This window comes from Neobacillus drentensis (genome assembly GCF_036962765.1).
Lineage (GTDB): Bacteria > Bacillota > Bacilli > Bacillales > Cytobacillaceae > Neobacillus > Neobacillus drentensis_C.
Map to the genome: position 1 here is coordinate 16466 of NZ_JBALOS010000062.1, position 25695 is coordinate 42160.

At 37.6% G+C, this 25695-nt stretch carries 28 protein-coding genes, 1 tRNA gene and 1 other annotated feature; of the genes, 21 read left to right on the forward strand and 8 right to left on the reverse strand.

All coding sequences use genetic code 11. The features are described 5' to 3' along the window. Nucleotides 1-13: 13 nt before the first annotated feature. Both V7137_RS09855 and dapF read left to right on the forward strand, forming a co-directional pair. Nucleotides 14-799, forward strand: a complete 786-nt coding sequence (locus V7137_RS09855; protein WP_335697919.1) for a hypothetical protein — start codon at nucleotides 14-16, stop codon at nucleotides 797-799. Between the two features lie 78 nt (nucleotides 800-877). Next, nucleotides 878-1861, forward strand: coding sequence for a diaminopimelate epimerase (dapF, locus tag V7137_RS09860; protein WP_335697920.1), 984 nt, complete (start codon nucleotides 878-880; stop codon nucleotides 1859-1861). An 8-nt stretch (nucleotides 1862-1869) separates the two neighbouring features. Here dapF and V7137_RS09865 read toward each other — a convergent pair whose 3' ends face one another. After that, entirely contained in the window at nucleotides 1870-3714 is a 1845-nt protein-coding gene (locus V7137_RS09865) for a DNA ligase D (RefSeq protein ID WP_335697921.1), read from the reverse strand. Nucleotides 3715-3845: 131 nt separating this feature from the next. Here V7137_RS09865 and V7137_RS09870 point away from each other — a divergent pair, with 131 nt between their 5' ends. The 4 genes from V7137_RS09870 to V7137_RS09885 all read left to right on the forward strand — a co-directional run bounded on the left by V7137_RS09870 (nucleotide 3846) and on the right by V7137_RS09885 (nucleotide 6644). Then, entirely contained in the window at nucleotides 3846-4676 is an 831-nt protein-coding gene (locus V7137_RS09870; protein ID WP_335697922.1) for a Ku protein, read from the forward strand. Nucleotides 4677-4784: 108 nt separating this feature from the next. Next, nucleotides 4785-5747 carry a nucleoside hydrolase gene (locus tag V7137_RS09875; RefSeq protein ID WP_335697923.1) on the forward strand — a complete coding sequence of 321 codons (963 nt, stop codon included), beginning with the start codon at nucleotides 4785-4787 and terminating at the stop codon, nucleotides 5745-5747. Nucleotides 5748-6046: 299 nt separating this feature from the next. Continuing rightward, the gene (locus V7137_RS09880) at nucleotides 6047-6247 is read left to right on the forward strand and encodes a cold-shock protein (RefSeq protein ID WP_335697924.1); all 201 of its coding nucleotides are present in this window, start codon (nucleotides 6047-6049) and stop codon (nucleotides 6245-6247) included. 193 nt (nucleotides 6248-6440) lie between these two features. Beyond that, entirely contained in the window at nucleotides 6441-6644 is a 204-nt protein-coding gene (locus V7137_RS09885) for a cold-shock protein (RefSeq protein ID WP_218348632.1), read from the forward strand. 38 nt (nucleotides 6645-6682) lie between these two features. On the opposite strand, the gene V7137_RS09890 is transcribed toward V7137_RS09885, so the two are convergent. Together V7137_RS09890 and V7137_RS09895 are read right to left on the reverse strand one after the other, a co-directional pair. Continuing rightward, complete coding sequence (locus V7137_RS09890) at nucleotides 6683-6979, reverse strand: DUF6509 family protein (protein WP_335697948.1); 297 nt, start codon at nucleotides 6977-6979, stop codon at nucleotides 6683-6685. A 272-nt stretch (nucleotides 6980-7251) separates the two neighbouring features. Beyond that, a tRNA-Ser gene (locus tag V7137_RS09895) sits at nucleotides 7252-7343 on the reverse strand. A gap of 302 nt (nucleotides 7344-7645) precedes the next feature. Between V7137_RS09895 and V7137_RS09900 the strand changes: the two genes are divergently transcribed. Genes V7137_RS09900 through V7137_RS09910 form a run of 3 tightly spaced genes read left to right on the forward strand, consistent with a single transcriptional unit; the run spans nucleotide 7646 to nucleotide 11185 of the window. Then, a complete protein-coding gene (locus V7137_RS09900; RefSeq protein ID WP_335697925.1) occupies nucleotides 7646-8398 on the forward strand; it encodes a DeoR/GlpR family DNA-binding transcription regulator in 753 nt (250 codons plus the stop codon). Continuing rightward, nucleotides 8395-9309: a 1-phosphofructokinase gene (gene pfkB, locus V7137_RS09905; protein WP_335697926.1), complete on the forward strand. Its 915-nt coding sequence runs from the start codon at nucleotides 8395-8397 to the stop codon at nucleotides 9307-9309. Before V7137_RS09900 ends, pfkB begins: the two co-directional genes overlap by 4 nt. A 13-nt stretch (nucleotides 9310-9322) precedes the next feature. Then, complete coding sequence (locus V7137_RS09910) at nucleotides 9323-11185, forward strand: PTS fructose transporter subunit IIABC (protein WP_335697927.1); 1863 nt, start codon at nucleotides 9323-9325, stop codon at nucleotides 11183-11185. Nucleotides 11186-11214: 29 nt separating this feature from the next. Here V7137_RS09910 and V7137_RS09915 read toward each other — a convergent pair whose 3' ends face one another. Further along, nucleotides 11215-12501, reverse strand: a complete 1287-nt coding sequence (locus V7137_RS09915; protein ID WP_335697928.1) for an MFS transporter — start codon at nucleotides 12499-12501, stop codon at nucleotides 11215-11217. A gap of 225 nt (nucleotides 12502-12726) precedes the next feature. Beyond that, nucleotides 12727-12976 (forward strand) — a binding site (T-box leader). Between the two features lie 51 nt (nucleotides 12977-13027). On the opposite strand from V7137_RS09915, the gene trpE reads away from it, so the two are divergent. The 8 genes from trpE (at nucleotide 13028) to mnmH (ending at nucleotide 20815) form a co-directional block, all read left to right on the forward strand. Beyond that, a complete protein-coding gene (gene trpE, locus V7137_RS09920; RefSeq protein WP_335697929.1) occupies nucleotides 13028-14416 on the forward strand; it encodes an anthranilate synthase component I in 1389 nt (462 codons plus the stop codon). Further along, entirely contained in the window at nucleotides 14413-15024 is a 612-nt protein-coding gene (locus tag V7137_RS09925; protein WP_335697930.1) for an anthranilate synthase component II, read from the forward strand. Before trpE ends, V7137_RS09925 begins: the two co-directional genes overlap by 4 nt. Beyond that, nucleotides 14996-16024 (forward strand): anthranilate phosphoribosyltransferase, encoded by a 1029-nt coding sequence (gene trpD / locus V7137_RS09930; RefSeq protein ID WP_335697931.1) that lies wholly within the window; start codon nucleotides 14996-14998, stop codon nucleotides 16022-16024. Before V7137_RS09925 ends, trpD begins: the two co-directional genes overlap by 29 nt. Then, complete coding sequence (gene trpC / locus V7137_RS09935) at nucleotides 16025-16816, forward strand: indole-3-glycerol phosphate synthase TrpC (protein WP_335697932.1); 792 nt, start codon at nucleotides 16025-16027, stop codon at nucleotides 16814-16816. It abuts the gene before it with no gap. Further along, nucleotides 16813-17430 carry a phosphoribosylanthranilate isomerase gene (locus V7137_RS09940; RefSeq protein ID WP_335697933.1) on the forward strand — a complete coding sequence of 206 codons (618 nt, stop codon included), beginning with the start codon at nucleotides 16813-16815 and terminating at the stop codon, nucleotides 17428-17430. Before trpC ends, V7137_RS09940 begins: the two co-directional genes overlap by 4 nt. A gap of 5 nt (nucleotides 17431-17435) precedes the next feature. Beyond that, the gene (trpB, locus tag V7137_RS09945) at nucleotides 17436-18635 is read left to right on the forward strand and encodes a tryptophan synthase subunit beta (protein ID WP_335697934.1); all 1200 of its coding nucleotides are present in this window, start codon (nucleotides 17436-17438) and stop codon (nucleotides 18633-18635) included. 3 nt (nucleotides 18636-18638) lie between these two features. Then, on the forward strand, nucleotides 18639-19424 hold the full coding sequence (trpA, locus tag V7137_RS09950) for a tryptophan synthase subunit alpha (protein ID WP_335697935.1): 786 nt from the start codon (nucleotides 18639-18641) through the stop codon (nucleotides 19422-19424). A gap of 305 nt (nucleotides 19425-19729) precedes the next feature. Further along, nucleotides 19730-20815, forward strand: coding sequence for a tRNA 2-selenouridine(34) synthase MnmH (mnmH, locus tag V7137_RS09955; protein WP_335697936.1), 1086 nt, complete (start codon nucleotides 19730-19732; stop codon nucleotides 20813-20815). A 43-nt stretch (nucleotides 20816-20858) separates the two neighbouring features. On the opposite strand, the gene sda is transcribed toward mnmH, so the two are convergent. Next, nucleotides 20859-20993, reverse strand: a complete 135-nt coding sequence (gene sda, locus V7137_RS09960) for a sporulation histidine kinase inhibitor Sda (protein ID WP_088088631.1) — start codon at nucleotides 20991-20993, stop codon at nucleotides 20859-20861. 251 nt (nucleotides 20994-21244) lie between these two features. Here sda and V7137_RS09965 point away from each other — a divergent pair, with 251 nt between their 5' ends. Both V7137_RS09965 and V7137_RS09970 read left to right on the forward strand, forming a co-directional pair. Beyond that, nucleotides 21245-21448: a DUF6501 family protein gene (locus V7137_RS09965; RefSeq protein WP_335697949.1), complete on the forward strand. Its 204-nt coding sequence runs from the start codon at nucleotides 21245-21247 to the stop codon at nucleotides 21446-21448. 61 nt (nucleotides 21449-21509) lie between these two features. Next, a complete protein-coding gene (locus V7137_RS09970) occupies nucleotides 21510-22100 on the forward strand; it encodes a GNAT family N-acetyltransferase (RefSeq protein ID WP_335697937.1) in 591 nt (196 codons plus the stop codon). 45 nt (nucleotides 22101-22145) lie between these two features. Here the strand turns inward: V7137_RS09970 and V7137_RS09975 are convergent, their stop codons facing one another. Further along, nucleotides 22146-22721: a YhcN/YlaJ family sporulation lipoprotein gene (locus V7137_RS09975; protein WP_335697938.1), complete on the reverse strand. Its 576-nt coding sequence runs from the start codon at nucleotides 22719-22721 to the stop codon at nucleotides 22146-22148. A 131-nt stretch (nucleotides 22722-22852) separates the two neighbouring features. On the opposite strand from V7137_RS09975, the gene crcB reads away from it, so the two are divergent. Both crcB and V7137_RS09985 read left to right on the forward strand, forming a co-directional pair. Further along, nucleotides 22853-23245 (forward strand): fluoride efflux transporter CrcB, encoded by a 393-nt coding sequence (crcB, locus tag V7137_RS09980; RefSeq protein WP_335697939.1) that lies wholly within the window; start codon nucleotides 22853-22855, stop codon nucleotides 23243-23245. After that, nucleotides 23242-23595 carry a fluoride efflux transporter FluC gene (locus tag V7137_RS09985; RefSeq protein ID WP_335697940.1) on the forward strand — a complete coding sequence of 118 codons (354 nt, stop codon included), beginning with the start codon at nucleotides 23242-23244 and terminating at the stop codon, nucleotides 23593-23595. The genes crcB and V7137_RS09985 overlap by 4 nt, the downstream gene beginning before the upstream one ends. Before the next feature lie 35 nt (nucleotides 23596-23630). On the opposite strand, the gene yidC is transcribed toward V7137_RS09985, so the two are convergent. After that, complete coding sequence (gene yidC / locus V7137_RS09990; RefSeq protein ID WP_335697941.1) at nucleotides 23631-24437, reverse strand: membrane protein insertase YidC; 807 nt, start codon at nucleotides 24435-24437, stop codon at nucleotides 23631-23633. 503 nt (nucleotides 24438-24940) lie between these two features. Then, nucleotides 24941-25690: a pyruvate formate-lyase-activating protein gene (gene pflA / locus V7137_RS09995; RefSeq protein ID WP_335697942.1), complete on the reverse strand. Its 750-nt coding sequence runs from the start codon at nucleotides 25688-25690 to the stop codon at nucleotides 24941-24943. Nucleotides 25691-25695 lie beyond the last annotated feature (5 nt).

Here is a 25695-nt window from a genome sequence, read left to right on the forward strand (position 1 = left end):
AGGAGTTTTCCAGATGAAAATAAATGAATATTACCGGGATACAGCTAATTTGAACTTAAATGGTAGTATTACTGCATTAATTCCAGCAATCCTAATCGTCGCTGGTAACCTTTCTATTTTTAAAACAAAAGATATCATGTTTTTTACAATCCCATTTCTTATCTATAGCTTAGTTAGTTTTCAATTCTATCTTTTCAGAAGAAGGCAATCGAATTCAATTGCCAGAAGTATGGGGAATTCCAAGGGTGGCAGTATGTCGTTATTTGACGCACGACATTTACTGGTATTGTATTTGAACACGAACGCTTCAAAACTACTTTTCTATTTTCCTAACGGGCATATGGCTGGAATGATAAAAAGGTACCGAGGCAAAGGGCTAAAAAAGTTAGCCATTACAAAGATGTATGCACTCTATAATATCGATAACCAAGCAATCGGTTATTTTAAGGTTAGTGGCAGAAAAGTGATAAAAATTGAGGTGTTTAATCAAAGGAAGCAGTACCTGGGCTGTTTTGAAAGAAGAAAACAAAATTGGAGATCACTTAAAAAGGAGTTACTAGATTCGAACGGCAGGTTTATTGGTGCCGTTGAAGGTGCAGCAGTCTTTATGGATGAGCGATTAATAAATCAACATCACCATCAGGACGCACGGCTTCGGCGCGGCTGGATGCCAATTGATTGGAGTTCTTTGTTTCCAGAACCCAATACGCCCGTACTCACCATGAGAGAGACTTTATCAGAACAGGACAAGCTCCTTCGAATATCATTCTTGGTTAATGAGTATTTTATCGAAAGATAGAAGCTTGGACAGTTTCCCTCACGAACATTGTTTGATATGATAAATAACATACTTATATCAAGGTGTGGGGGTATTACGATGCAAGTCAAATTAATTAAAGGTCATGGTTCTGGAAATGACTTTTTAATCATTGATGAAATGTCAAATGGATATGTCTTTTCGGAACATGAACGAGCGGAACTCGCAAAATTGTTATGTAATCGTCAGTCTGAATTAGGTGCTGATGGAATCCTATTCGTTATGAATAGTAACAATGCCGATGGTAGAATGCGCGTTTTTAACTCTGACGGGTCAGAGGCATCTATGTGTGGAAATGGACTACGGCTCGTGGCGAGATATGTATGTGAACATCTTGGGCAAAATAAAGCCGTGATTGAAACGATGAAAGCAAATTTACAGGTAAGCAAACAAAATGACCTACTGCCAAATATCCATACCTACCAGGTGGAAATTTCCCCGGTTTTATTTGAATTAAAAGCTCTCCCTTTAAATTTAAATAAACCAACCTTATTTAATGAAAAAATCGAAGAACTTTCAGCAGATTTAAGGTTTACAGCACTTGCTGTTCCTAATCCACATTTAATTGCCATTGTTGAAGCAGATCAGCTTGAAGGCGATCTTCAAAAACAGTTAAGTGAAAAAGTAAATGGCCCAAATCATTTATTCCCTGACGGTGTGAATGTAAGCTTTGTTAAGTATCTGCAGCCAGGTTCAATTTATGTAAGAACGTTTGAGCGTGGTGTAGGTTTTACGAATGCTTGCGGGACAGCAATGTCAGCTTCCACACTTGTTACTTGTTTACAGGAATTAAATAAATTTGAAATTGTTGTAAATGTTTATAATAATGGTGGAAAAGTACAATGTGTTGTACATGAAAATGAAAGAAAATATACAATTGACTTAATAGGCAATGCTACATATCTTTACAGTGCCTCCATTAATGTTGACCTAGAGAATAAAGCATTTACAGTTACATCGAAAACGGAACTGTCTGAACAGTCTTCGTATGAGCTGTTACAAAATGAGGCACAACAATACGTTGAAACTCAAATCAAAGGATAGGGCCATCCCTATCCTTTTTTATTCGGCCCTCTTTTTAACACCTCCAATACAGGACCAAACGGTTGGATAGATTTTGTTTGAAAATAATTCGAAAAGGGATCCCTTTGCTGACGAATTCTTTTTAGAGCATTTTCCATGTTAAATGATGAGAGCACCAGATTTTCATTTACTTCTTCCCAATATAGGGGAGTGGCTACACCAGCATGTTCATTTCCTCGCATGGAATAGGGGGCAACAATCGTTTTCCCTTCGCTATGCTGCACATAGTCAACATATAGCCTGTTTCCGCGCTTTTTCTTCATTCGTTCTATTGTGTAGGAGTCCGGATCCTTTGAAATCAAATATTCAGCGATAAAACTTGTAAATAACCTAGTATCATCATAAGTAAATTCATTTTCTGGTAAAGGCAGGTAGATTTGAAGTCCTTTGTTTCCAGAAGTTTTAATGAAACCTATTAAATTTAATTGATCGAGGACTTCTTTAATGAGCAGGGCTGCTTTAATCGCCAATTGAAAGTGGTCCTTGGAGGGCGGATCTAAATCAAATACAATCTCACTTGGTTCTTTGCTATGAATGGTTTGGAAGGGAATATGAAACTCTATGGCTAATTGATTGCCAAGCCAAACGAGCGTTTTTAAATTATTGCAGAGAATATAGTCAATCCCCTCGTCTGGATGTGTTTGTATAAATTCGGGTGCATAATCAGGACAGTTTTTTTGATAAAACGCTTCGCCAAACATTCCATGTGGATAGCGAATGACGGTTAATAACCGATCTTTTAAAAATGGCAGCATGTAAGGTGATATTTCTCGCAAGTACAGGATATAGTCTGCCTTCCGGATTGCAAGGTTTTCCCATAATGGTTTTTCAGGATGACTTATATCTAAGCCTTCAGGCAGGTTTTTTTGTGCAAAGATAAAACGATCATATGTACAAGATGCTGGCTCTAAATCAAAGCGAAATCGGTCAAAATGAGGCTCACGAAGTTGGTTTTCATAAAGCTCTAAATATTTTACCTCTAAACATATGGCGGGTTGCACAATTATCAGCTGCCCCTCTTCCCGGAGCATATTTTGTTTAATCGTTTGCTGAAGTGCTTGCTTTTCCTCTGGGTTAAAACCGAAAAGGACCTGACCAATTGGATGGATTTTGTTATCCTTATAAACACTTACGTAAAAATAACCATTCGTTTTATCATAGGCGTTGATAAAACAGCTTACATATTTCCAATTTTTATACTTTAACCATTGTAAAGAGCGTTTTCCTTCTTCCCATAGACTATTTTTATGCTTTGCAATAATACCTTCCCCGTCAGATAAAACTACCTTCTCCCAAAGCGGATTAAATTCGTCATTTGCCTGAACAAGTTGAACGAGTTGTTCATTGTATGGATCAGCTTCTAACTCGAAATCGATTTTTTCGAATAGTTTAATGAGTTGGTTTTTACGTTTATGAAAAACAAGTGAATGAAGTGGTTTTCCTGAACACAACAGGATGTCAAACACCATTAGCCGACAAGGGGATATATCCGCCTGTTCGCGAATCTTTTTTTCCGATCTTAATCGTCCTCGAACCTGGATCATCGAGAAATTAGCTTTATGTGTGTTTTCTAATGAAACTAGTTCACCATCTAATTGTAAGGGTAAAAACGGTTTAAATTGTTTTTCGTGTTTTAATAAAAATTCCTTTATCTCAGGAAATTGGGGGAGAAGAGATTTTTCGTTCCTGCTAATAAGATCAATTCCTCGAGAATTCCATACTAAAAGGGCACGAAATCCGTCATATTTTACTTCGTATAGCCAATCGGGATGAGCAGGAAGTTCAAAGGTAAGACTTGGCAGCATCGGCTTCATGGATAAATTGTCCCTCTCTTTTTTATTTATTTTGTTTAATAAACCTCAGATTCATTCTTTTCCAAATGTTTTTAGGAATGTGAATGTCTCGGTACCGCAAAATAAAAGTAAAAAGAATGGAGAATTACACAATGCATACGATGTGGAAGGGAAGTATCAGTTTTGGGCTTGTAAATATACCCATTAAACTTCATACAGCAACAGAGGATAAAGATATCAAGCTTCGAACCCTGCATAACAAATGTAATGCTCCGATTAAATATGAGAAAATCTGTTCTGTTTGTGAGGAAGAAGTGAAACCAGAGGATATCGTTAAAGCGTACGAGTATACAAAAGGGAAATTTGTTGTGCTGGACAACGAAGAACTTGAAAAGTTACGAAAAGAAAACGAAGACAAGGCAGTTGAAATAATTGATTTTGTAAAAATGGAACAAATCGATCCCATTTATTTCGATCGAAGTTATTATATGTCTCCTAGTGAGGGTGGAGGCAAAGCCTATTCATTGCTAAGAAAAGCATTAATGGAGTCACAAAAAGTAGGTCTTGCCAAAATTATCATTCGTTCTAAAGAGCAATTAGCAGTGATTCGTGTATACGATAATGTCTTAGTCATGGAAACCATTCATTATCCAGATGAAGTACGAAAAGCGGGCGATGTACCAAGTGTTCCTTCCGAGGAAAAAGTGACGAAAAGGGAACTCGACACTGCCATCATGTTAATTGACCAATTGACAACAGCATTTGACCCAGGAAAGTATACGGATGATTATAGAACTGCCCTGCTTGAGTTAATTGAATCGAAACGAAATGGACAAGAGATCGTATCCGCAGCTACGAAAGAAGTAGCTTCAAATGTCACAGACTTAATGGCAGCCTTACAGGCATCCATTGACCGGACAAAACCCCAAAAAACGGCTGCGCCAAGGAAGAAAACAGCACTACGAGTCAAAAAAGAAGCATGAGAAAAAGCATTACTGCCACCGATTCGATTTTAGAATCGGTTTTTCTATAGTTCTTTCACCCCTCAATAATGCATAGTTTTTATAAATATAACTTATGGGGGAGATAGAGTGGCTTACAATGTGCTCATGATTGCTGATCCTGGTATTGATGATTCTTTTGCCATCATGTATGCCTTACTACATCCCAAAATAAACCTCGTCGGCATTGTCAGTGGTTATGGTAATACCCCGAAAGAGAAATCAGTTAAAAACACCGCCTATCTGTTAACATTAGCCCGTAGATCCGATATTCCAATTATAGCCGGTGCAGCTGGTCCCTTATCTGGTCAACCAATCCTGTATTACCCAGAAATTCATGGCGAAGAAGGGTTAGGACCCATAAAGCCACCCGATACAATCAAGAATGTAAAGGTTTATGATATTAACAAAATTATTGAAATTGTTACGCAATATGAAGGGGATATCGTCATTGTATCTGTGGGAAGATTGACTGAGTTAGCGTTAATGTTTATTTTGTACGGGAATGACGCATTAAAGGGAGTAAACGCTTTTTATATTATGGGTGGAGCTTTTTTGGTCCCGGGGAATATTACCGCTGAAGCCGAAGCGAATTTTTATGTTGATCCAATTGCAGCACATATGGTTATGGAAAAAGCACATAATATTTATTTATATCCGCTAAATATAACCAATAAAGCAATCATCACACCCGATATAATTGACTTTCTTAGCAAAAACAGCCCGACACCTTTTCGACCATTATTAAAACCCGCATTTGATTATTACTTTAATGCATATCAGAAAAATGTCCCGGGTATTAATGGTGCGCCACTTCATGACGTGGTCCCGCTCATGGCGTTAACGGAGCCCGATTTAGTAAAATATATCCCAAGACGGGTCAGGGTAGAGGAATTTGGTAATGCCAAAGGAAAAAGTATTGCTGATTTTCGACCAAAACCAGATAAAGAACCCGTAGTTACGCTTGATTACATCGGTATGGAAGCTGATATCCAGAAATTTGTCGTCAATTTTATGGAAATATTTTTACAAGGTAATTTTAATAAAGAATAATGAAACTCACTTACAGGGTTTCATTATTCTGTCCAACCTTTAACAAGTATAGTAGTCTATTAAAAAAACTGAAATATTTTCTCTTCATTTCCTAGTTTTTGAAATTTTATTGACGTTTTGGCAAAAATCGGTTAAAATAAAGGTACGCTTTTAAGTAAATTCAATATTATTGGTTTTGGTAGTCGTAACTGCACGAACTTGTGGGTGATGTCTATTACCCAAACGTGTCAGTACGTCTTTTTTATTTTTCTTAATTGTAAAATAAATTAAAAGTGAACAACTATTTTGGGGGTTATTTCATGAACAACGGTAAAGTTAAATGGTTTAATGCAGAAAAAGGTTTTGGATTTATCGAAGCAGATGGCGGTCAAGATGTATTTGTTCACTTTTCAGCAATTCAAACAGAAGGCTTCAAAACTTTAGAAGAAGGCCAAACAGTTTCTTTCGAAATCGTTGAAGGCGCTCGTGGACCACAAGCAGCTAACGTTCAAACAGTTTAATTCTATTAAAATAAAAAGGTGATGCACGGGATATAGCATCACCTTTTTATCTATAATATTCATAAATAAATAAAGAACTAGTTTCAATGTCAATGGGAACCGCTAAATGATGTATATTGATATTTTCCATATTATTTAGCTAACAAACAAAATAGTAAAAACAGTCATGCACTAATCATAAGGGGTGATCGTTTTGGCGTTTGGTAGAAAAAATGATGAGGAAATCAAATTAGAAGAAACGAAAATTTGGGTTTGTAATTCTGACACTTGTAAATGCTGGGTACGCGACAATTTTAAAAGCACGGATGTACCATTATGCCCGATTTGTAAAAGCGAAATGAGTTTAACAACAAAAGAATTACAAGTCATTCACAACCATAGTAAGAACTTTATGTAATAAATGGGGAGCAGGGAGTGATCATCACTCCCTGCTTTTTATGATTCCTTTGCGTGTTCTTTACAATAGGCTAGGATAAGGGCTTCTTCATCCTCTTCAAGAGCAAAGTCTAGAACTTTCTCATTCTCCTGTTCATAAAGATAAGAGTTGGTAATTTTCTCGCCTTTTTCGTCACTAACGAATATAGCTCTTAGACCAATTCCTTTTTCTGAATAAAGCTCATCTTCTTCATCTACCTCAAGTTCTAAGAAAAACTCATAACGGTCACCTGATAATAAACCGAATGGATCTTCTAATTTTTCAACGGTGTGCCCAGTAATGTTCAAATGTATCATCCTCTTCAAAGTATTCATCCATACTATTATACACATTTTTAATTGAACAAGAAAAAATTGAATCGCTATTAATATTTTTCTCGAAAATTGTTATTTTCTCATGTTAATTTCATACTATTTTGAAATTGTGAATAATTTATAAAGAGGGTTACTATACCCTGAATGGTTAAGTCCCTATCAATAAGTGTACATGCAAAAACGCCAGAAATCTCTGGCGTTTTTTATATGAAGAAAACCAAGATAATTCATCGTGGTTTTTGAAAGAATATGTATGGAGGAGAAGATGAGATTCGAACTCACGCAACGGTTACCCGTCCTAACGCATTTCGAGTGCGCCCCCTTATAACCACTTGGGTACTTCTCCATATTTAATGGAGTGGATAAGAGGAATCGAACCCCCGCCGTCAGCTTGGGAAGCTGAAATTCTACCATTAAACCACAACTGCATCCATCGTTTATATCCATACATATTATACCATAATAATTTCCAGGTTTGCAGAAAAAATTTTTTGTATTATGAGCTTGGATATATTTGTTGTTATTCGAGGAGTTAAAAAAACGTTCAAAAACATTCAAATTGTGAATGTTTTTGAAAGAAAATGATTGATATTTGCAATCGTTTTCAGTAATATGTAATTAATAATAAAAAATCTAGGTGGTGATGACATGTTAACACCAGAACGTCATCGAATTATCATGCAATTATTAAAAGAGAAAAATGTAGTAAAAATTAATGAAATTATGGAGTTAACTGAGTCTTCTGAGTCAACAATTCGCCGAGATCTCTCGCAATTAGAGGACCAAAAGTTTTTAAAGAGAATCCACGGAGGTGCCTCAAGATTACAGGGGAAACTTCAAGAGCCGAGTATGATTGAGAAATCGTCCAAAAACCTTCAAGAAAAACGATTGATTGCACAATATGCAGCTAGTTTGGTGGATGAAGGTGATTGCATCTACCTTGATGCTGGATCAACTGTTATTGAAATGATTGAATTCTTGCCGTTTAAGGAAATAGTCGTTGTTACGAACGGCTTAATGCATTTAAAACCATTATTAGATAAAGGCATCTCCACCTATTTAATTGGTGGTATGGCGAAATCTAATACCAATGCGTTCATTGGAAGGGGAGCCTTAGCAGGATTAGACCTGTACCGTTTTGATAAATGTTTTATGGGTGTGAATGGCATTCATCCACAATTTGGCTTTACGACTCCAGATCAAGAGGAAGCCATGGTGAAGCAAAAGGCAATTTCTCTTTCAAGAGAGACATATGTATTAGCGGATAATACAAAATTTGCTGAAATCTCGTTTGCGAAAATTGCCGAAATTCATGAAGCAACGATTATCACGAATGAATTAGAGGACGAAACACAGAAGCAATACTTAAATAGGACTACAATAAAGGTTGTGACAGCATGATTTATACATTAACGTTAAACCCCTCTGTTGACTATATCGTTAAACTAGAGATCTTTCAGTTGGGGGAGTTAAACCGAACAGTCGATGAAGCAAAATTTCCAGGTGGTAAAGGAATTAATGTATCAAGGGTTTTAAACCAATTTGGCACGCGCAGTAAAGCGTTGGGATTTGTTGGTGGTTTTACTGGAGCATACATCGAGCAATATCTTCAAAATGAAAAGATAGATTCAGATTTTGTTCAGGTCGAAGAAGATACACGGATTAATGTAAAACTCAAAACAGGTCAAGAATCCGAAATTAATGCAAAAGGACCGACAATCACGGAAGAAAATTTTACCCTGTTAAAACAAAAAATCATGCAATTAGGTGCAGATGATTTATTGGTTCTGGCTGGAAGTATTCCAAGCAGTTTACCCAAAACAACATATGAGGACCTGGTCAAGATTTGCAGTGAAAGTAATGCACAATTTGTTGTGGATGCAGAAGGTGATTTGTTAAAAAAAGTCCTTCCTTATCAACCCTTATTAATCAAACCTAATCATCTTGAATTAGGAGAATTATTTGAAACGACCATTACAAACGCTGAAGAAGTAATCCCACTCGGGAAGAGGCTTGTAGAGATGGGTGCAAAAAATGTTATCGTTTCACTAGCTGGCGCTGGAGCGGTATTGATAAATAGTGAAACAACCCTTTTGGCTGAGGTTCCAAAAGGAGAAGTGAAAAATTCAGTAGGAGCAGGGGATTCCATGGTCGCAGGTTTCTTAGCAGCCTACGTGGAAACAAGTAATATTGAAGAAGCTTTTCGCTTTAGTGTGGCATCGGGAAGTGCTACAGCCTTTTCACTTGGTTTATGTACCAAGGAAAAAGTAGAAGAACTTCTTTCACAAGTTCATATAAAAGAGATCCGATAAGGGAGAGAAAGCCATGAAAATTACTGAATTGTTATCTAAAAATACGATTCTTTTAAATATTGAAGGCAATCAAAAAGAAGCTGCGATTGATCAGCTTGTTGATGTCCTTTATAATGCGGGGAAAATATCAGACATTGCTGAATTTAAAGCAGCCATTTTAAAGCGTGAAGAGCAAAGTACAACAGGTATTGGAGATGGCATCGCCATCCCGCATGCTAAAACAAAAGTAGTCAAAGAAGCAGCCATTGTCTTTGGAAAATCAGCTGCAGGTGTTAATTATGAATCATTGGATGGAAAACCAGCACATTTATTTTTTATGATTGCTGCTCCAGATGGTGCAAATAATACACATTTAGAAGCATTAGCTCGTCTTTCTGGTCTGTTAATGAAGGCAGAAGTTCGTTACGATCTTCTAAAGGCAACCACTCCTGAAGAAATCATTGACACCATTAACCGAAATGATAAAGAGGAAAAACAAGAAACAGTTACATTAAGTAAAAAGAATTCAATCGTAGCTGTTACCGGTTGTCCAACAGGTATTGCCCATACTTATATGGCGGCTGATTCCCTTAAAGCAAAAGCTGCTGAAATGGGTGTGGATATTAAGGTTGAGACCAACGGCTCTGGCGGTGCAAAAAACGTCCTTACAAAAGAGGAAATTGACAATGCGACAGCAGTCATTATTGCTGCAGATATCAATGTCGAGATGGAACGGTTCCAAGGAAAACACGTGATACAAGCAGCGGTAGCTGAAGGAATTCGTCGACCTGATCAATTAATTGACAAAGCACTAAAACAGGATGCCCCTATTTTCAAAGGTAATGGCAGCCAAAGTGAAAAAGGATCGGATCAAAAAGGTTCACGTACAGGATTTTATAAGCATTTAATGAATGGTGTTTCTAACATGCTGCCGTTTGTTGTTGGCGGCGGGATTTTAATTGCGATATGTTTTATGTTTGGATATAACTCGTTTAAGCCGGATGATGCTAGTTATAATCCTATTTCGGAAGCGTTAATGACGATTGGCGGCGGTAACGCCTTTGGACTTATTGTCCCAGTTCTTGCTGGATTTATTGCCCTTAGTATTGCTGACCGTCCAGGTTTTGCTCCTGGTATGGTTGGCGGTATGATGGCAGCAAGTGGTGGAGCAGGATTCCTTGGCGGGTTAGTCGCAGGTTTTCTAGCAGGTTATGCGGTTCTTCTTCTTAAAAAAGTATTTGCAGGACTGCCAAGATCATTAGAAGGTATTAAGAGCATCTTGCTTTATCCGCTTTTTGGTATCGCAATTACAGGCTTTATTATGTTATATGTTGTCAACAAACCAGTTGCCTGGTTAAATGGAACCATTGCTGATTGGTTAACAGGGCTTGGAACGGGTAATGCAGTATTATTAGGGATTGTACTCGGACTTATGATGTCCTTTGATATGGGTGGTCCTGTAAACAAAGCTGCTTATGTATTTGGAACAGGTTTATTAGCAAGCGGGGTATATGAGCCAATGGCAGCAATTATGGCTGCTGGTATGGTGCCACCGCTAGCGATTGCACTTTCAACGACTATCTTCAGAAATAAATTTAATGACCAAGACCGTGATGCCGGAAAAGCATGTTATGTCATGGGCTTATCCTTCATTACCGAAGGGGCAATTCCATTTGCTGCAGCTGACCCATTACGCGTTATTCCATCGGTTATGGTGGGGTCAGCGATTGCAGGTGCGCTTTCGATGGCATTCGGGATTGGACTTCGTGCCCCACACGGCGGTATATTTGTTGTTCCTTTGGTTGAAAATGGTGCACTCCTTTACGCACTTGCGATTTTAGTGGGTTCATTAGTTTCAGCTTTATTAATTGGATTTCTTAAAAAACCAGTAAAATAAGGTAACATATGAAGAGCTGAGGATATTCCTCAGCTCTTTTGACCGTGTGCTTTAGGCTTAATGGCTATTAAGGCGGTTAGTGCTGCTAATAAACTTAAACTGCCAAGGAGAATGAAAATCCATTGTGTTGCATGCTTTAATAACAAAGCAATAATTGGAGGTCCGGCAGCAACTCCAATAAATCTCATCGAACTATAAACGGATGAAATGGTGCCTCTTTCCTCTTTTTCAATACCTTCAGTAATTAAGGCGTCAAGACATGGAAGGCCTAATCCAATACCTATTCCACTAATCAGAAACATGGTGATCACGTACCAAAGACTTATAGAAAACCACAAAGCACTGATTGATAAGGCTGTGGCGATCACACCACCAAACGTGATCCATTTCATTAACACTTTATTTTTCTTAATTACCTTTCCGCTTATAAACGAAGATAAACAAAGAGCACCAAGTGGCAGAGCTAGAAAAAATCCCTTTTTGAGATCTTTAATTCCATATTCTTTTTCAAAAAGCTCCGACAGGTAAAATAAAATCCCAAAAAGGACAAACATTAAGATGCCGCCAATAAAAAAGATGGCGTATAGCCAACGGCCTTTTTCAGTGAAGGTTTTCTTCACATTGCTGAAAAAATCTTTAAAAGGAATAGGTTTTTCGGTTGATTTAGGACATTTAACCAAAAACATAATCATCAAAACAGAAATGGTACAAAATACAGGGAAGGAAAAAAACGGCAAAAACCAGATGAATCCCGCAAGAAAAGCCCCTAAAATAGGGCTTAATACCTTCCCGAATGTATTAGAAGTTTCAATTAGACCCAAACAGCAACTAACATCATCATCATTTTTAAACATATCGCCGACCAGTGGCATAACGATTGGAGCTGCTCCTGCCGCTCCGACCCCTTGAAGGGCTCGGCCGGCTAAAATAATCCAGTAGGCATCATCCATTTTCCATGATGCAAACCCTGAAATCAACCCGCCAATTCCGGCTATAATAAGGCTTGGAATAATGACCTTTTTTCGACCAATATGGTCTGATAAGTATCCTGCAACAGGTATTAAGAAGATAGCAACAATCGAGTAAACGGTAATGACCATACTGGTTTGAAATGAAGAAATCGATAGTTCTTTTTCCATTGAAGGTAGAACTGGTATTAACATCGAATTTCCCAATGTCATGACTAGAGGAATGGAAGACAGTGAGGCGATTGCCCACTTCTGATTAGCTATTTCATTGGACCGCTTTTGTCCAGATGCGGATTGTTTCTTTTTCGTAGCATTTGGATTTTGGCTTAAATGTTCAATATGCTCCATTAATCTTCAATCCCGCCTTCATTATTTGCTATTATTACTATTCGCTTAATTCAATCAAAAAACCCTAGTTAAGGTATCCTTTAAATGGAATTCATAAAACATTTATTAATATGCAAAATAGTATTGACCGGGCCTATCGAGAAATTTATTTGAAATTTTCGAAATCTTCCCCTTGACTTTACCATGAAATTTGCGTAGGATATAAATCAAACATCGTCAACAATAATTAACTCGTTGAACAAGAGGAGTACACTAATTTATTTCTTCAAAGAGAGTCGGGGGAGGTGGGAGCCCGATAAGAAAAGATTTGTGGAATGGACTTGTGAGAGGCATCTTGAAGTAAGAGTAGGGATGCACGGACCTCCACCGTTAAAAGGATAGGATATCGAACAGCTTGTTCCGTATCTGAAGAGGAAGCAAGTTTTTCCATTGCTTCAAACGGAGGTGGCACCACGACCATAAAATCGTCCTCTATATGCNNGCATATAGAGGACGATTTTTTTTTATTTTAGAAAGGAGTCGGAACATGAAAATTAACACTGGTTATTTCATAAACGAGATCAAAGGAGACACGCTTACACCAATCTCCATATTACAAAAAATTAGCGGGAAAAAGAAGTTCCTATTGGAAAGTTCTCATAAGTACAATGACTCTGGGCGATATTCCTTTATTGGTGCAGACCCAGCTTTCGAACTTATTTCGAAGGGGGATCATAATGAGATTATTAAGAGGAATGGTGACAAGAAAGTTTTAAAAGGTAATCCTCTCGAAGTCTTAAAAAAACTTCTACCACCCATGGGCTATGAAGAGTATCCCTTTCCGTTTATTGGAGGCGCAGTTGGATATGTAGGGTATGACATAATTAGGCAGTATGAAGTAATAGGGAAAGAATATCCAAACGGGATGGAAATGCCGGATGTACACCTAATGTTTTATGAGGAAGTCATTGTATTCGATCACCTTGAAGATAAGGTATTGGTATGTGGTTGTCCTTTAACGAAGGAGAGCGACAACGCTTTAATCGAAAAAAGGATAAATCGTAGGATTGAGGAGTTAATGCAGCCTACTTTCTATCCAACAGAAGAGCCATTTTATTTTACAGGTTTCGATTCAGAAACAACGAAAGAAACCTTTATCAAAAATGTGAAAATCGCAAAGGAACATATTTTAGCAGGCGATATTTTTCAAGTGGTCCTTTCTAGAAGGATGAAATCCACATTTAACGGAGATCCATTATCTCTTTATCGCAAGCACCGTGCTAATAATCCCACTCCATATATGTTTTATATCGATTTTGACGCTTATACAGTTATTGGATCGTCTCCTGAAAGCCTAATTAAGACAAGAGCACACACAGTGATTTCAAATCCAATCGCTGGGACAAAAAAACGAGGGAGAACGAATGAAGAAGATTTGTTGATTGAACAAGAATTGAAAAATGATGAGAAGGAATTAGCAGAGCATAAGATGCTTGTCGATCTTGGTCGTAATGATCTCGGGAAAATCTGCGAATTTGGTTCCGTCAGGGTGGATAAGTATATGGCAGTTGAAAAATACAGGCATGTGATGCATCTCGTCTCTGAAGTAAGCGGCCTTTTAAATTCTGATAAAACAGCAATCGATGCCCTCGCTTCCTGTCTTCCTGCTGGGACTGTATCAGGAGCTCCAAAGGTGCGGGCGATGGAGATTATTAACACTTTGGAAAAATCAAAACGAGGCTTATATTCAGGTGCTGTTGGTTATATTTCCGCAGACGGAAATATGGATTTTGCCCTTGCCATTCGAACCATGATTTTAAAAGACGGTTCGGCCTATATTCAAGCAGGAGCAGGAATTGTGTATGACTCGAATCCAGAGTCCGAATATCAAGAGACCATAAACAAACTAAACTCTTTCTTGGAGGGTGAGAAATGATTTTACTGATTGATAATTTTGATTCGTTCACATTCAACCTCTATCAATATTTAGGGGAAATAGGAGAACAAATTACCGTGTTTAGAAATAATCAGTTAAACATGGAGCAAATCAAAGAACTTAATCCTAAAGCGATTATTCTTTCTCCTGGGCCAGGAAAGCCGGAGGATGCCGGTATTTGCATCGAGTTAATTCAAACGTTTTTTAATAAAATCCCGATTTTAGGAATTTGTCTTGGTCATCAGGCCATTGGTGCTGCTTTCGGTGGAGAGATTCAAAGAGCAGCATTAATCAAGCATGGAAAAACGTCGTTAATTACCCATCAAGGGACTGGTTTATTTCAAGATCTACCCAGCCCATTAGAGGTGATGCGGTATCATTCACTAATTATTGAAAAGTGCAGTATCCCAGATGAACTTGAATGTATCTCACATTCTGACGATGATCAGGAAATTATGGCGATAAAACATCGTCAATTTCCGGTTTTTGGCCTTCAATTTCATCCAGAGTCGATTGGTACTCCTTCAGGAAAACAAATCTTAAATAACTTTTTAAATGAGATAGAGAGGATGAAGAACCATGAAAAATTATTTACTCCAATTAGCTGACCGTGAATCCTTTTCGGAAAACCAGATGAAAGAAGCCGTTAGTTATATTTTGGGGGAAGAGGTTTCTGAATCTGAAATTGCTGCTTTTTTAATGGGCTTGAAATCAAAGGGAGAAACGGTCGATGAAATTACAGGGATTGTAAAAGCGATGAAAGCAAATACGCTGAAATTTAAAGAGAAATTTTCAGGTGTCCTTGATAATTGTGGGACGGGTGGAGACGGATCTTCCAGTTTTAATGTGAGTACGACTTCTGCTTTTGTTATCGCTGGAGCTGGAATTCCTGTTGCTAAGCATGGAAATCGAAGTGTTTCGAGTAAAACTGGCAGTGCCGATGTACTGGAATACTTAGGGATTAATTTAAATCTTTCTGCTGAAAGAACCGAAGAGATTCTGCAGGAAATCGGATTATCTTTCTTATTCGCACCAAACGTTCATCCCAAGTTAAAGAAAGTTATGACCGTCCGAAAACAATTGAAAATCCCAACTATTTTTAACTTTATCGGACCACTAACAAATCCAATTGACTTGGACTATCAATTATTGGGTGTCTATCGGAGAGATTTATTGAATGTTTTTGCTGAAGTACTTTTGAAACTAGGACGCAAACGGGCCATTGTTATCAATGGAGCAGGTTTTATGGATGAGGCATCACTTCAGGGGGAAAACCATTTAACCATTTTAGAGAATGGCCTCATTACAAATCAGTCATTCTATCCAGAAGAAGTTAATCTTCAACAATATGATAATAGTTGTATCAAGGGTGGAGACTCCAAGGAAAATGCTGAAATATTAATCAATGTATTAAAAGGGGAAAAGGGTTCATACCGAGATACGGTATTACTTAATTCCGGACTTGGAATCTATACTGCTGGAAAATCATCCTCAATCGAGGAAGGTATACGCATGGCAAAAGAAATCATTGATTCTGGTATTGCCTATGAAAAATTAACCACTCTGATTGAAAAATCTCAAGCAGCAGGTCAGAAAGAGGCGATATAAGTGACAACGATCTTAGATAAAATCATAGACCAAAAGAAAAAAGAAGTCCTTATCCTCCGTGAAGGAAATCATCATGATGTTGTATTGAACCGTCCAAAAAGATCTTTTATTCAAAAGCTTAAAACAGCCGACCAAATCTCGATTATTTCAGAGTTTAAGCGGGCGTCGCCTTCAAAAGGTATCATTAATAACACAATCGAACCATCCTATCAGGCCGGATTGTATGAAGAATATGGAGCCAGTGCTATTTCTGTTCTAACCGATCAAACCTTTTTTAAGGGGGCTTTCTCAGACTTGAAAGCCGTAAGAAGCAAGGTGAACCTGCCAATACTTTGTAAAGATTTTATCATTGATGAGTTGCAAATAAATCTTGCTGCTTCGAATGGGGCGGATCTTATTTTACTTATCGCAGCTGCTTTAGACGATCATAGATTAGTTGAACTTTTTCAATATGCTAAAGATTTAGGGCTAGAGGTATTAGTGGAGGTTCATAATCAAAATGAATTGGAAAGTGCCCTTAAAACAGGTGCGAAGTTGATTGGAGTAAATAATCGCGACTTAAAGACATTTCACGTCTCACTTGAAGTAACAGAGACATTAGCTTCCATTGTAAAAAGTTCGGGTGCCTATCTGATAAGTGAGAGTGGAATCCATCATCAAGCAGATGTAGCACGGGTAAGAGATGCAGGAGCGAATGGGATATTAGTGGGAGAAGCGTTAATGAAAAGTGCAGATGTAAAACAATCCTTTTTAGATTTTAGATTACCTCTAAAAGAAGGTGTCAACAGATGAAAGTGAAAATCTGTGGTATCACTGATGTTGAAACTGGGGTTGCGGCAGCTCAATATGGTGCCGATGCGATTGGGTTTGTCTTTGCAGAAAGTAAACGCAGGGTATCCGTTACGAAGGCGCAAGAGATTATTACACATTTGCCAAAAGATGTGTTTAAGGTCGGTGTTTTTGTGAATGAAACTAGAGATGAAATTGAAAAAATTGCTGCCACTGTGGGACTTACCCATATTCAATTACATGGAGATGAACCAGCATCTTTTTGCGAATCGCTTTCTTTTCCAGTGATAAAATCAATCAGTTTTCAAGGAAATGATAGGTTAGCGGCATTGACTGACTTTCCAAGCGACTTTATTTTACTCGACAGTCCTAAAGGGAAATACAGAGGTGGTAATGGAACGGTGTTTAATTGGAGTGAGGTCAATCTGCATTTGATTACTAAGCAAAAAATCATCTTAGCTGGCGGTTTGCATGCAGACAATGTGGCAGAAGCCATAAAAATAATCAGGCCCTTTATGGTCGACGTTAGCTCTGGAGTAGAAACTGATGGGAAAAAGGATGTAGGAAAGATTAAAACATTTATAGAAAATGCGAAAAGCACACTTGTAGGGAGGTAAGGGGAATGAACACATATACATTACCAAATGAGAAAGGCCACTTCGGCATTTTCGGAGGAAGATTTGTCCCTGAGACATTGATGAAAGCAGTAATTGAACTAGATGAAGCCTATGAAAGCGCAAAAAAGGATCCTTCTTTTCAAGCTGAGATACAAGAGTTGTTAAAAAACTATGTTGGTAGAGAAACACCGCTGTACTATGCAGAAAATCTAACAAGATATGCGGGCGGAGCGCAGATTTTTCTAAAAAGAGAAGATTTAAACCATACAGGTGCCCATAAAATTAATAATGCAATTGGGCAGGCACTGCTTGCCGTCCGGATGGGAAAGAAGAAAATTGTCGCTGAAACAGGGGCAGGTCAGCATGGTGTTGCAACTGCTACAGTTTGTGCCCTATTAAATCTTGAATGTATCATATTTATGGGAGAAGAGGACATCAAAAGGCAGGCACTCAATGTTTTTAGAATGGAATTGCTGGGTGCAAAGGTTGTCAGTGTTAGCTCCGGGAGTGCAACATTAAAAGATGCGGTAAACGAGGCGTTAAGATACTGGGTAGAAAATGTAGATGATACCCACTATTTACTGGGATCGGCAATGGGACCGCACCCATTTCCTCAAATGGTTAGAGATTTCCAAAGTGTGATTGGTAAGGAAACAAAACATCAATTTCAATTAAGCGAAGGGACCCTTCCAGATGCTGTGGTAGCCTGTATTGGCGGCGGGAGCAATGCAATCGGAATGTTCTATCCATTTATCGAGGATGAAGAGGTTAGTCTCTATGGTGTGGAAGCAGCAGGTCAGGGGGTTGATACTGAGTATCATGCGGCATCCTTGACAAAGGGGAGTCCAGGGGTGTTACATGGAGCCCTCATGTACCTTTTGCAAGACAGGGATGGTCAAATTCAAGAAGCACATTCCATCTCGGCGGGGCTGGATTATCCAGGTATTGGACCAGAGCATAGCTATTTACATGACATTGGCCGTGCAAAATATCACTCGATTACGGATAAAGAGGCATTAGATGCCTTTCAGCTTTTATCTAAACTAGAGGGAATCATCCCCGCACTAGAGAGTGCACATGCAATCGCTTATGCAGTGAAACTTGCCGCCGAATTGGAAAAATCACAAAAGATTGTTGTTTGCTTATCAGGACGCGGTGATAAAGATGTAGATACCGTGAAAAAACTTCTGAGAGAGGAGAGGTAAGAAATGAACCGTTTTGAAAAAACGTTTACTGTAATAAAAGACAATAATACGAAAGCGTTTGTTCCCTACATAATGGCAGGGGATGGCGGGTTGGAATGTTTGGTTGAGCGCTTAAAACTTTTAGAAAAATTTGGTGCAACTGCAATTGAAGTGGGGGTGCCTTTTTCTGACCCGGTTGCTGATGGACCTACCATCCAACGGGCGGGGATAAGAGCTCTTGAAAATGGAACAACCCTAAAGAACATTATTAGAGAACTTGGTAAAGCGCGAATGGAAGTGAATGTTCCAATCCTGCTTATGACATATTTAAATCCAATTTATTGCTATGGAATCAATGAATTTGTCCATGATATTCGAAATGCTGGTGTAGATGGATGTATTATTCCTGATTTGCCATTAGAAGAAGAGGGAATTATAATATCTCAACTAGAGGAAGCGGGCATAGAATTGATTCGACTTGTAACACTCACTACACCGATGGAGCGTATTAAAACTATTGCAAGTAAGGGCAAGGGATTTTTGTACACCGTAACGATTAAGGGAATTACAGGAGCGAGAAACGAATATGATGCAGAGTTAAATCAATTTTTACAGGATGTAAAAGCCTCAAGCCCCATTCCTGTCTTGGCTGGCTTCGGAATTTCAAATCAAGAACAAATATCTGACATAACAAAATACTGTGATGGAGTGATCGTAGGAAGTAAAATTGTGGATCTTTTTCACAGTGGAAACTTAGTTGAGATGGAAAAGTTAATGTCTGTATTTAAACCAAAATCAAAAATGGTATAAGTAAAAAAGTCTGCTCACCACTTTGTGAGTAGATTTTTTTAGTATATAGTGCTTTATTGAAAGCAAGGGATATATCCTGTATAATATGTCTATACTTTAGTAGGAAAATTATTTTCCTTATCTGTTAACATTTTTAGAACTTCCCTTGGTGGAAGTTTTGTTTGTTTTTAATAGATATTCTAACTTTTGGCTGTGCTAATGGTTATTGTTGCTATTTTAGCAATGTGAATTGAGTGGAAAGCGCGTGACTATAACACAGCCGTATATTTTAAAAATAGAGAACTTTTACAAGGAGCGTAAATGATATGAAAGAAATGACGATCGAAGAACTATTTACGATTAAGAACCCAATTGTCATTGATATACGCTCACCGATTGAATTTAATGATGGGGCAATTCCAGGAGCGATCAATGTTCCCTTATTTACAGATGAGGAACGGAAAGTGATTGGTACAATTTATAAACAAGTAGGACCGGCAGATGCTAAATGGAAAGCGATGGAAATTGTATCTCCTAAAATTCCATTTCTCCTTCAAACGATAAAGAATTACGTCTCCAATGATTCGGAACTTATTATCCATTGCTGGCGCGGTGGGATGAGAAGTAAAGCGGTGGTTACCTTTTTAGAGTTTGCAGGAATTTATGCTTATCGATTAGTAGGAGGATATAAAGAGTACCGTCACTATATTCTTGAACAATTACCATCAATGCTTCCTGACAAAGCAGTCATCCTTCATGGACTAACTGGGGTTGGGAAAACAGAGGTCTTAAAGATTTTGAAAAAAAGGGGTTATCCTATTTTGGACCTTGAAGAGATGGCGGGGCATCGCGGTTCAATTTTTGGGACGATTGGCTTGGGTGACGGTCATAATCAAAAAACATTTGACTCCTTATTGTTTAAAGGGTTTCAAGAAATAAAAGGTGCACAATACTTTCTAGTTGAAGCGGAAAGTAAGAGAATTGGAAAAGCAGTCCAACCAGAGGAACTAATGACTAAAAAAATGAAGGGTATTAATATAAACATCAATACCCCAATTGAACGCAGAATCGCTCATTTAGTTGCTGAATATGTAATTCCCTATCAGGATGAGCCATGGTATTATGATAAGATTTCTGATGGAGTAGAAAAGGTGTTAAGACGGATTAAAGATGTTGATATTACAAATTCTCTTATCCAAACGTTAAATGACCAAAATTATTCAGATATGATTCGTATTTTACTTGAACAATATTATGATCCCCGTTATGACCACGCAAAACAAGAGTATGAAGGGGAGTTCTTTGAGATTTTCGCTGATCATCCACAGGACGCAGCAGACAAAATTGTCGCATTACTAACTGAATTATCCTACAATCCGAATGTGTTATTAGAAAATAAATTAAAAATATGACGAAAATAAAAAACCGCTGAATCGTTTCAGCGGTTTTTTCATATTAACGATTTTTAAATGGTTTTAAGCCACGACGTTTGATTTCATCTTTTAAAATCTTAATCCATTCTTTTTCCTTGTCTGATTTTAATGCATCCCGATACGAAACAACCAATTGCTCATTACTCATAATTTTCATACTTTTGAATGCCTCCTCAAGAAAATGGATTGAATATTCAGTTTTTATAATTGTAATGGTTTTTAGCTCATTTGAGAACCCAAAATTTATAAAATTTTAAAATAGTTCACATAAACTTAATGTAAATAATTGAAATGGTGAAAATAAAATAACGAATCCCCTTTTGAAAGAAGACATGATATTGTTGCGCACCATTACCTATATTGATTATACTAGAAATTGGACAAAGAAGGAAAGGAACGGTGGCAACAATGATTCATCTATCATGGCGTAATCGAGAAACAATTAAGAAAATTAAATGCGTTCATACCGATGCAAAAAAATATCTTGTCAATAATGCCTTAACTACTGGAAAAATTTATGATGTAAAAAATGAAACAGAAGAATTTTATTACATTGTTGATAATACAGGAAAAGTAGGCGGCTTTTACAAAGAATATTTTCAAGATGCATAGAAAATAGAGGACTGTAGAGCATAGCCTACAGTCTTTTCTTATGGAAAAGGGAGAATGGATCATGACTAAATTGTGGAACGACCTATTTTCGTTACAAGGGGAAACAGTAAAGTTACTGCCAATCAGCATGGACCACTTAGACGGTTTGTGGGAAGCGGCCATTCCGGATGAAATCTGGACATATATGGCTACAAAGGTCCGCTCAAAAGATGAAATGGAACATATGATAACTGCAGCTATTAAAGCAAGAGAAAAGGGTACTGAATATACCTTTACAGTGGTCGACAACGAAAATAAGATAATTGGCAGCACGCGATTCTTGGACATTCTTCCCCGCCATAATAGTGCAGAAATTGGTTCGACGTGGTATCACCCGGCTGTATGGCGGACAAGTGTAAATACAGAATGTAAGTTCCTTCTTCTAAAGCATGCTTTTGATGTTTGGAACCTTACTCGTGTCCAATTAAAAACTGATTCTCGAAATAAAAGATCACAGCAGGCCATAGCTAGAATGGGTGCAGTGAAAGAAGGAGAATTACGGAGGGATCGGATTATTTCTGATGGATACGTAAGGAATACGGTCTTTTTTAGTATCCTTAGTGATGAATGGAAGGACGTAAGCATTCAATTAAAAATGAAATTGCAGAAATGAAAAAAATGTCTGGTTTTGCCAGGCATTTTTTTTTCAATACTTACACTATCTCGCATTTGGAAATACTCTGCGGATCATATCGGAAAACTCGTCCATAAAACCTGAAATCGGGCGTCCATTTCGGATATCCCTGGAATAAGAATTCATGCGGTCATAAAAATCAGGGTTAACAGAAATAAAAACGTTATCAATGTCTTTATCAACAGATTTGACTGCTCGAGTAATTTTATCTTTCATATCTGAAGTCAATTCATTTCGAGATGAACGGTCCAGTTTAGCCGCAACATAAGCATTATTATCGTTAACAATTACGACTGCATCGTCGACTTGGGCTAAGTTGATTACCTTATCAACTGCTCGATCAGCTAATCTTGTGTTGGTTTGGTTGTTATTACGTACATTTGTAATAGTGTTATCATTTCTGTTGCGGTCTAATTCCGGATCACTTGTATCCGCGCTTGAAATCGCAGGTCCAACTTGGGGACTCTTATCATTTACACGGGTTATTTCAGTTGCATTTCGTTGGCGGGTTGCTACATCATTATTGATTTCATTCCTAGCACAACCACTTAAATAAAGAATTGAAATTAGGGCGGCAATAATGTAAATGCTATTTTTCATGTTGAATAACACTCCTTTGTCAAATACTACAAAATTAGGTTTCCATAATTGTAAAAAAACTATCCTAAACATTCATAATGGATCATAATAAAGAGAAATATGTAATGACATTTGTACTAGGGGTGTAAACATTGATTTATTTCTTGGTTGGATTGGGCGGGGTTGCTGGCAGTTTGTGCCGCTATTTATTATCCGTTATGGCTGTTGAGATATGGGGAAAGGACTTTCCGTATGGAACACTTATGATAAATTTAACAGGTGCTTTTTTGCTGGGCTTTATAACAAACCAATTTAGTGGTTCTAATAAACTTCATCCTTATTTATATACTGCTCTTACCACTGGTGTCATTGGTTCTTATACAACATTTTCAACATTATGCTTAGAAACAGTCCATTTACTTGAAACAGGAAAATACATCTTTGGCTTACTTTATGTAGGTGTTAGTTTTTTTGGAGGTCTATTAGTAGTTAGAACTGGGATGACACTTAGTGAACGAGCAAAAAGATTGAGGCGTGTGTTATGAATGAGATAGTAGTTATTTCAATAGGAGGGTTCATTGGAGCGATTAACCGTTTTGTTATTAGTAAAAAGCTACAAAATAGCGAGGGTTTTCCAATCGGTACCTTGACTGTGAATTTAATGGGTGCATTCCTTTTGGGAATGATCTTTGGTTTGGAAGTGAAGGGAACCCTGTATTCTTTGTTGGGAATTGGGTTTATGGGGGCATTTACGACTTTCTCTACCTTAATGCTAGAAGCAGTAAAACTAAAACAGGTAGAAAAGAAAAAGCTTTATTACAGTTACTTACTAAGCAGTTACATTTTAGGAATCATGCTTACTATCATTGGTTTATGGTTAGGAAGAGCTATATAAAAAGAAGCGTCCCTCGGGCGCTTCTTTTGTTGAGATTATTTTTGTTTTACTTGCACTTTTGGTGTTTTATTAGTTTGATAAAGGCTTTTGCTTATTAGTGTTTGAATAATTAGGAACGTACCGCCAACTACCCAATATAGAGGAAGCGCTGCTGGTGCGTTAAAAGAAAACATAACAATCATCAACGGTGAAAGTAATCCCATATATTTCATTTGGTTTTGCTGCGCAGACGGCATGTTGGACTGGGAAACTTTGAACTGGAAGTAGTAAATAACCCCAGCAATAATTGTAATAAAAATGTCTGGATTTCCAAGACTAAACCACAAAAACTCGTGTGTTTTAATTTCCTCTGAACCACGAATTGCATAATAAAAACCAGTTAGAATCGGCATTTGGATGAGTAATGGTAAACAGCCCATATTTAATGGATTTACCCCATGCTTCTTATAAAGCCCCATCATTTCTGCTTGAAGTTCTTGCTTTTTCTTTGGATCCTTTTCAGTTTTCATCTTTGCCTGAATAACATCCATTTCAGGTTTTAAGACATCCATCTTTTGCTTCATAGCCATTTGATTTTTATACTGTCTTAACATAAGCGGCATTAAGGCAAGCCTGATAATCAGTGTTACAAGAATGATTGACAAACCATAGTTACCATTAAAGAGCTCCGCTAAATAATGGATAAAGGTTGAAAATGGATCGACAAAATACGTATGGAAAAATCCAGTATTGTTACCACCTGTATTGTTGCCACTTTGGGCTTGAGATGAACAGGCAGATAATAATAACGTAGTTACAGCTAGCATTGCGACAATAATGAATGAAGATCGTTTTGTTTTCATATTTCCTCCTAGTATGTTGTAAATGTATTTAGTAAGCAAAAAGGGAGGAAACAGGTTCTTCAGAATCATCCTGAGAATATTCTTTTCTACGAAAATATATAACAATTCTTTTTAGAATATAGCTTCCATTTAAACAACTTTTCTTGAGGTATAGAACCAATGGGTGAATAATATTTGTCCTTGCCGGATCAGATAAGGAGCCAACAAAAGAATATTCCACACTCCATGCCCATAATAATTTTAAGGTAATTCCTAAAAAGATGCTGACGTAAAGAGCATTAAGGGCATTTATATCTGAATTATCAATAAGCAATTGAAACAAAAATTATCACCTCACTTAAATGTCAATGATATGAGTATATAGGAGATAGGGTAAAGAATCAATTTTATATTTGGCATAATGGCATAATTTGAAGACATTACTAATTAAACCAATAAATAAGATTAATGCATGATTAATGTTGACCTGCTTTCCTTATTTAAAAAACACTGATTCAATTGAATCAGTGTTGGATTGGTGCCTTCCAGTGCTCAGTTATCATCTTATGAGCAAACTCCACATTTTCCTCAGTTGGCGGCTCGACAGCTTTGAGTGGATATTCATGTCCGAGTGCTTCCCATTTATAAACACCAAGTTTATGGTATGGAAGAATCTCAATCTTTTGGACGTTTTTAAGGGTACCAATAAACTCACCAAGGTGTTTTAAATCTTCAGGATCATCTGTTACCGATGGGACAAGAACATGGCGTACCCATATTGGTACCTGATGGTCAGATAGGAACGTAGCAAATTCGAGAATATGATCATTGGCCATCCCGGTCAATTTAATATGCTTTTTCCGATTAATATGCTTCAAATCCAAAAGCACCAAGTTCGTATACTGGAGTAGTTCTTCAAGTTGATCGATAAAAAGTTTTGAGTGGGAGAAACAACCGCCAGAAGAATCAATGGTAGTATGGATCCCTTTCTTTTTACATTCCTTAAACAATTCAGTTAGGAAAGGAATTTGCAAGAGTGGCTCGCCGCCACTTACTGTAATGCCGCCGCCAGAGGCCTGAATGAAAGGCAGGTAAGACATAAGATCATCCATGATGTCGGAAACAGTCATTTCTTTACCGCTGCCAATTTCCCATGTATCTGCATTATGGCAAAATTGGCAGCGCAATAGGCAGCCTTGTGTAAATATGACATAGCGAATACCTGGTCCGTCAACAGTCCCTAATGTTTCGATTGAATGAATATTTCCGTTCATGATGA

Bases quoted from the DNA above. Each gene is read 5' to 3' on its own strand.
- V7137_RS09855 (WP_335697919.1), top strand. From the start codon at position 14: ATGAAAATAAATGAATATTACCGGGATACAGCTAATTTGAACTTAAAT.
- dapF (WP_335697920.1), top strand. From the start codon at position 878: ATGCAAGTCAAATTAATTAAAGGTCATGGTTCTGGAAATGACTTTTTA.
- V7137_RS09865 (WP_335697921.1), bottom strand. From the start codon at position 3,714: ATGAAGCCGATGCTGCCAAGTCTTACCTTTGAACTTCCTGCTCATCCC.
- V7137_RS09870 (WP_335697922.1), top strand. From the start codon at position 3,846: ATGCATACGATGTGGAAGGGAAGTATCAGTTTTGGGCTTGTAAATATA.
- V7137_RS09880 (WP_335697924.1), top strand. From the start codon at position 6,047: ATGAACAACGGTAAAGTTAAATGGTTTAATGCAGAAAAAGGTTTTGGA.
- V7137_RS09890 (WP_335697948.1), bottom strand. From the start codon at position 6,979: ATGATACATTTGAACATTACTGGGCACACCGTTGAAAAATTAGAAGAT.
- V7137_RS09900 (WP_335697925.1), top strand. From the start codon at position 7,646: ATGTTAACACCAGAACGTCATCGAATTATCATGCAATTATTAAAAGAG.
- pfkB (WP_335697926.1), top strand. From the start codon at position 8,395: ATGATTTATACATTAACGTTAAACCCCTCTGTTGACTATATCGTTAAA.
- V7137_RS09910 (WP_335697927.1), top strand. From the start codon at position 9,323: ATGAAAATTACTGAATTGTTATCTAAAAATACGATTCTTTTAAATATT.
- V7137_RS09915 (WP_335697928.1), bottom strand. From the start codon at position 12,501: ATGGAGCATATTGAACATTTAAGCCAAAATCCAAATGCTACGAAAAAG.
- trpE (WP_335697929.1), top strand. From the start codon at position 13,028: ATGAAAATTAACACTGGTTATTTCATAAACGAGATCAAAGGAGACACG.
- V7137_RS09925 (WP_335697930.1), top strand. From the start codon at position 14,413: ATGATTTTACTGATTGATAATTTTGATTCGTTCACATTCAACCTCTAT.
- trpD (WP_335697931.1), top strand. From the start codon at position 14,996: ATGAAAAATTATTTACTCCAATTAGCTGACCGTGAATCCTTTTCGGAA.
- V7137_RS09940 (WP_335697933.1), top strand. From the start codon at position 16,813: ATGAAAGTGAAAATCTGTGGTATCACTGATGTTGAAACTGGGGTTGCG.
- trpB (WP_335697934.1), top strand. From the start codon at position 17,436: ATGAACACATATACATTACCAAATGAGAAAGGCCACTTCGGCATTTTC.
- trpA (WP_335697935.1), top strand. From the start codon at position 18,639: ATGAACCGTTTTGAAAAAACGTTTACTGTAATAAAAGACAATAATACG.
- mnmH (WP_335697936.1), top strand. From the start codon at position 19,730: ATGAAAGAAATGACGATCGAAGAACTATTTACGATTAAGAACCCAATT.
- sda (WP_088088631.1), bottom strand. From the start codon at position 20,993: ATGAAAATTATGAGTAATGAGCAATTGGTTGTTTCGTATCGGGATGCA.
- V7137_RS09965 (WP_335697949.1), top strand. From the start codon at position 21,245: ATGATTCATCTATCATGGCGTAATCGAGAAACAATTAAGAAAATTAAA.
- V7137_RS09970 (WP_335697937.1), top strand. From the start codon at position 21,510: ATGACTAAATTGTGGAACGACCTATTTTCGTTACAAGGGGAAACAGTA.
- V7137_RS09975 (WP_335697938.1), bottom strand. From the start codon at position 22,721: ATGAAAAATAGCATTTACATTATTGCCGCCCTAATTTCAATTCTTTAT.
- V7137_RS09985 (WP_335697940.1), top strand. From the start codon at position 23,242: ATGAATGAGATAGTAGTTATTTCAATAGGAGGGTTCATTGGAGCGATT.
- yidC (WP_335697941.1), bottom strand. From the start codon at position 24,437: ATGAAAACAAAACGATCTTCATTCATTATTGTCGCAATGCTAGCTGTA.
- pflA (WP_335697942.1), bottom strand. From the start codon at position 25,690: ATGAACGGAAATATTCATTCAATCGAAACATTAGGGACTGTTGACGGA.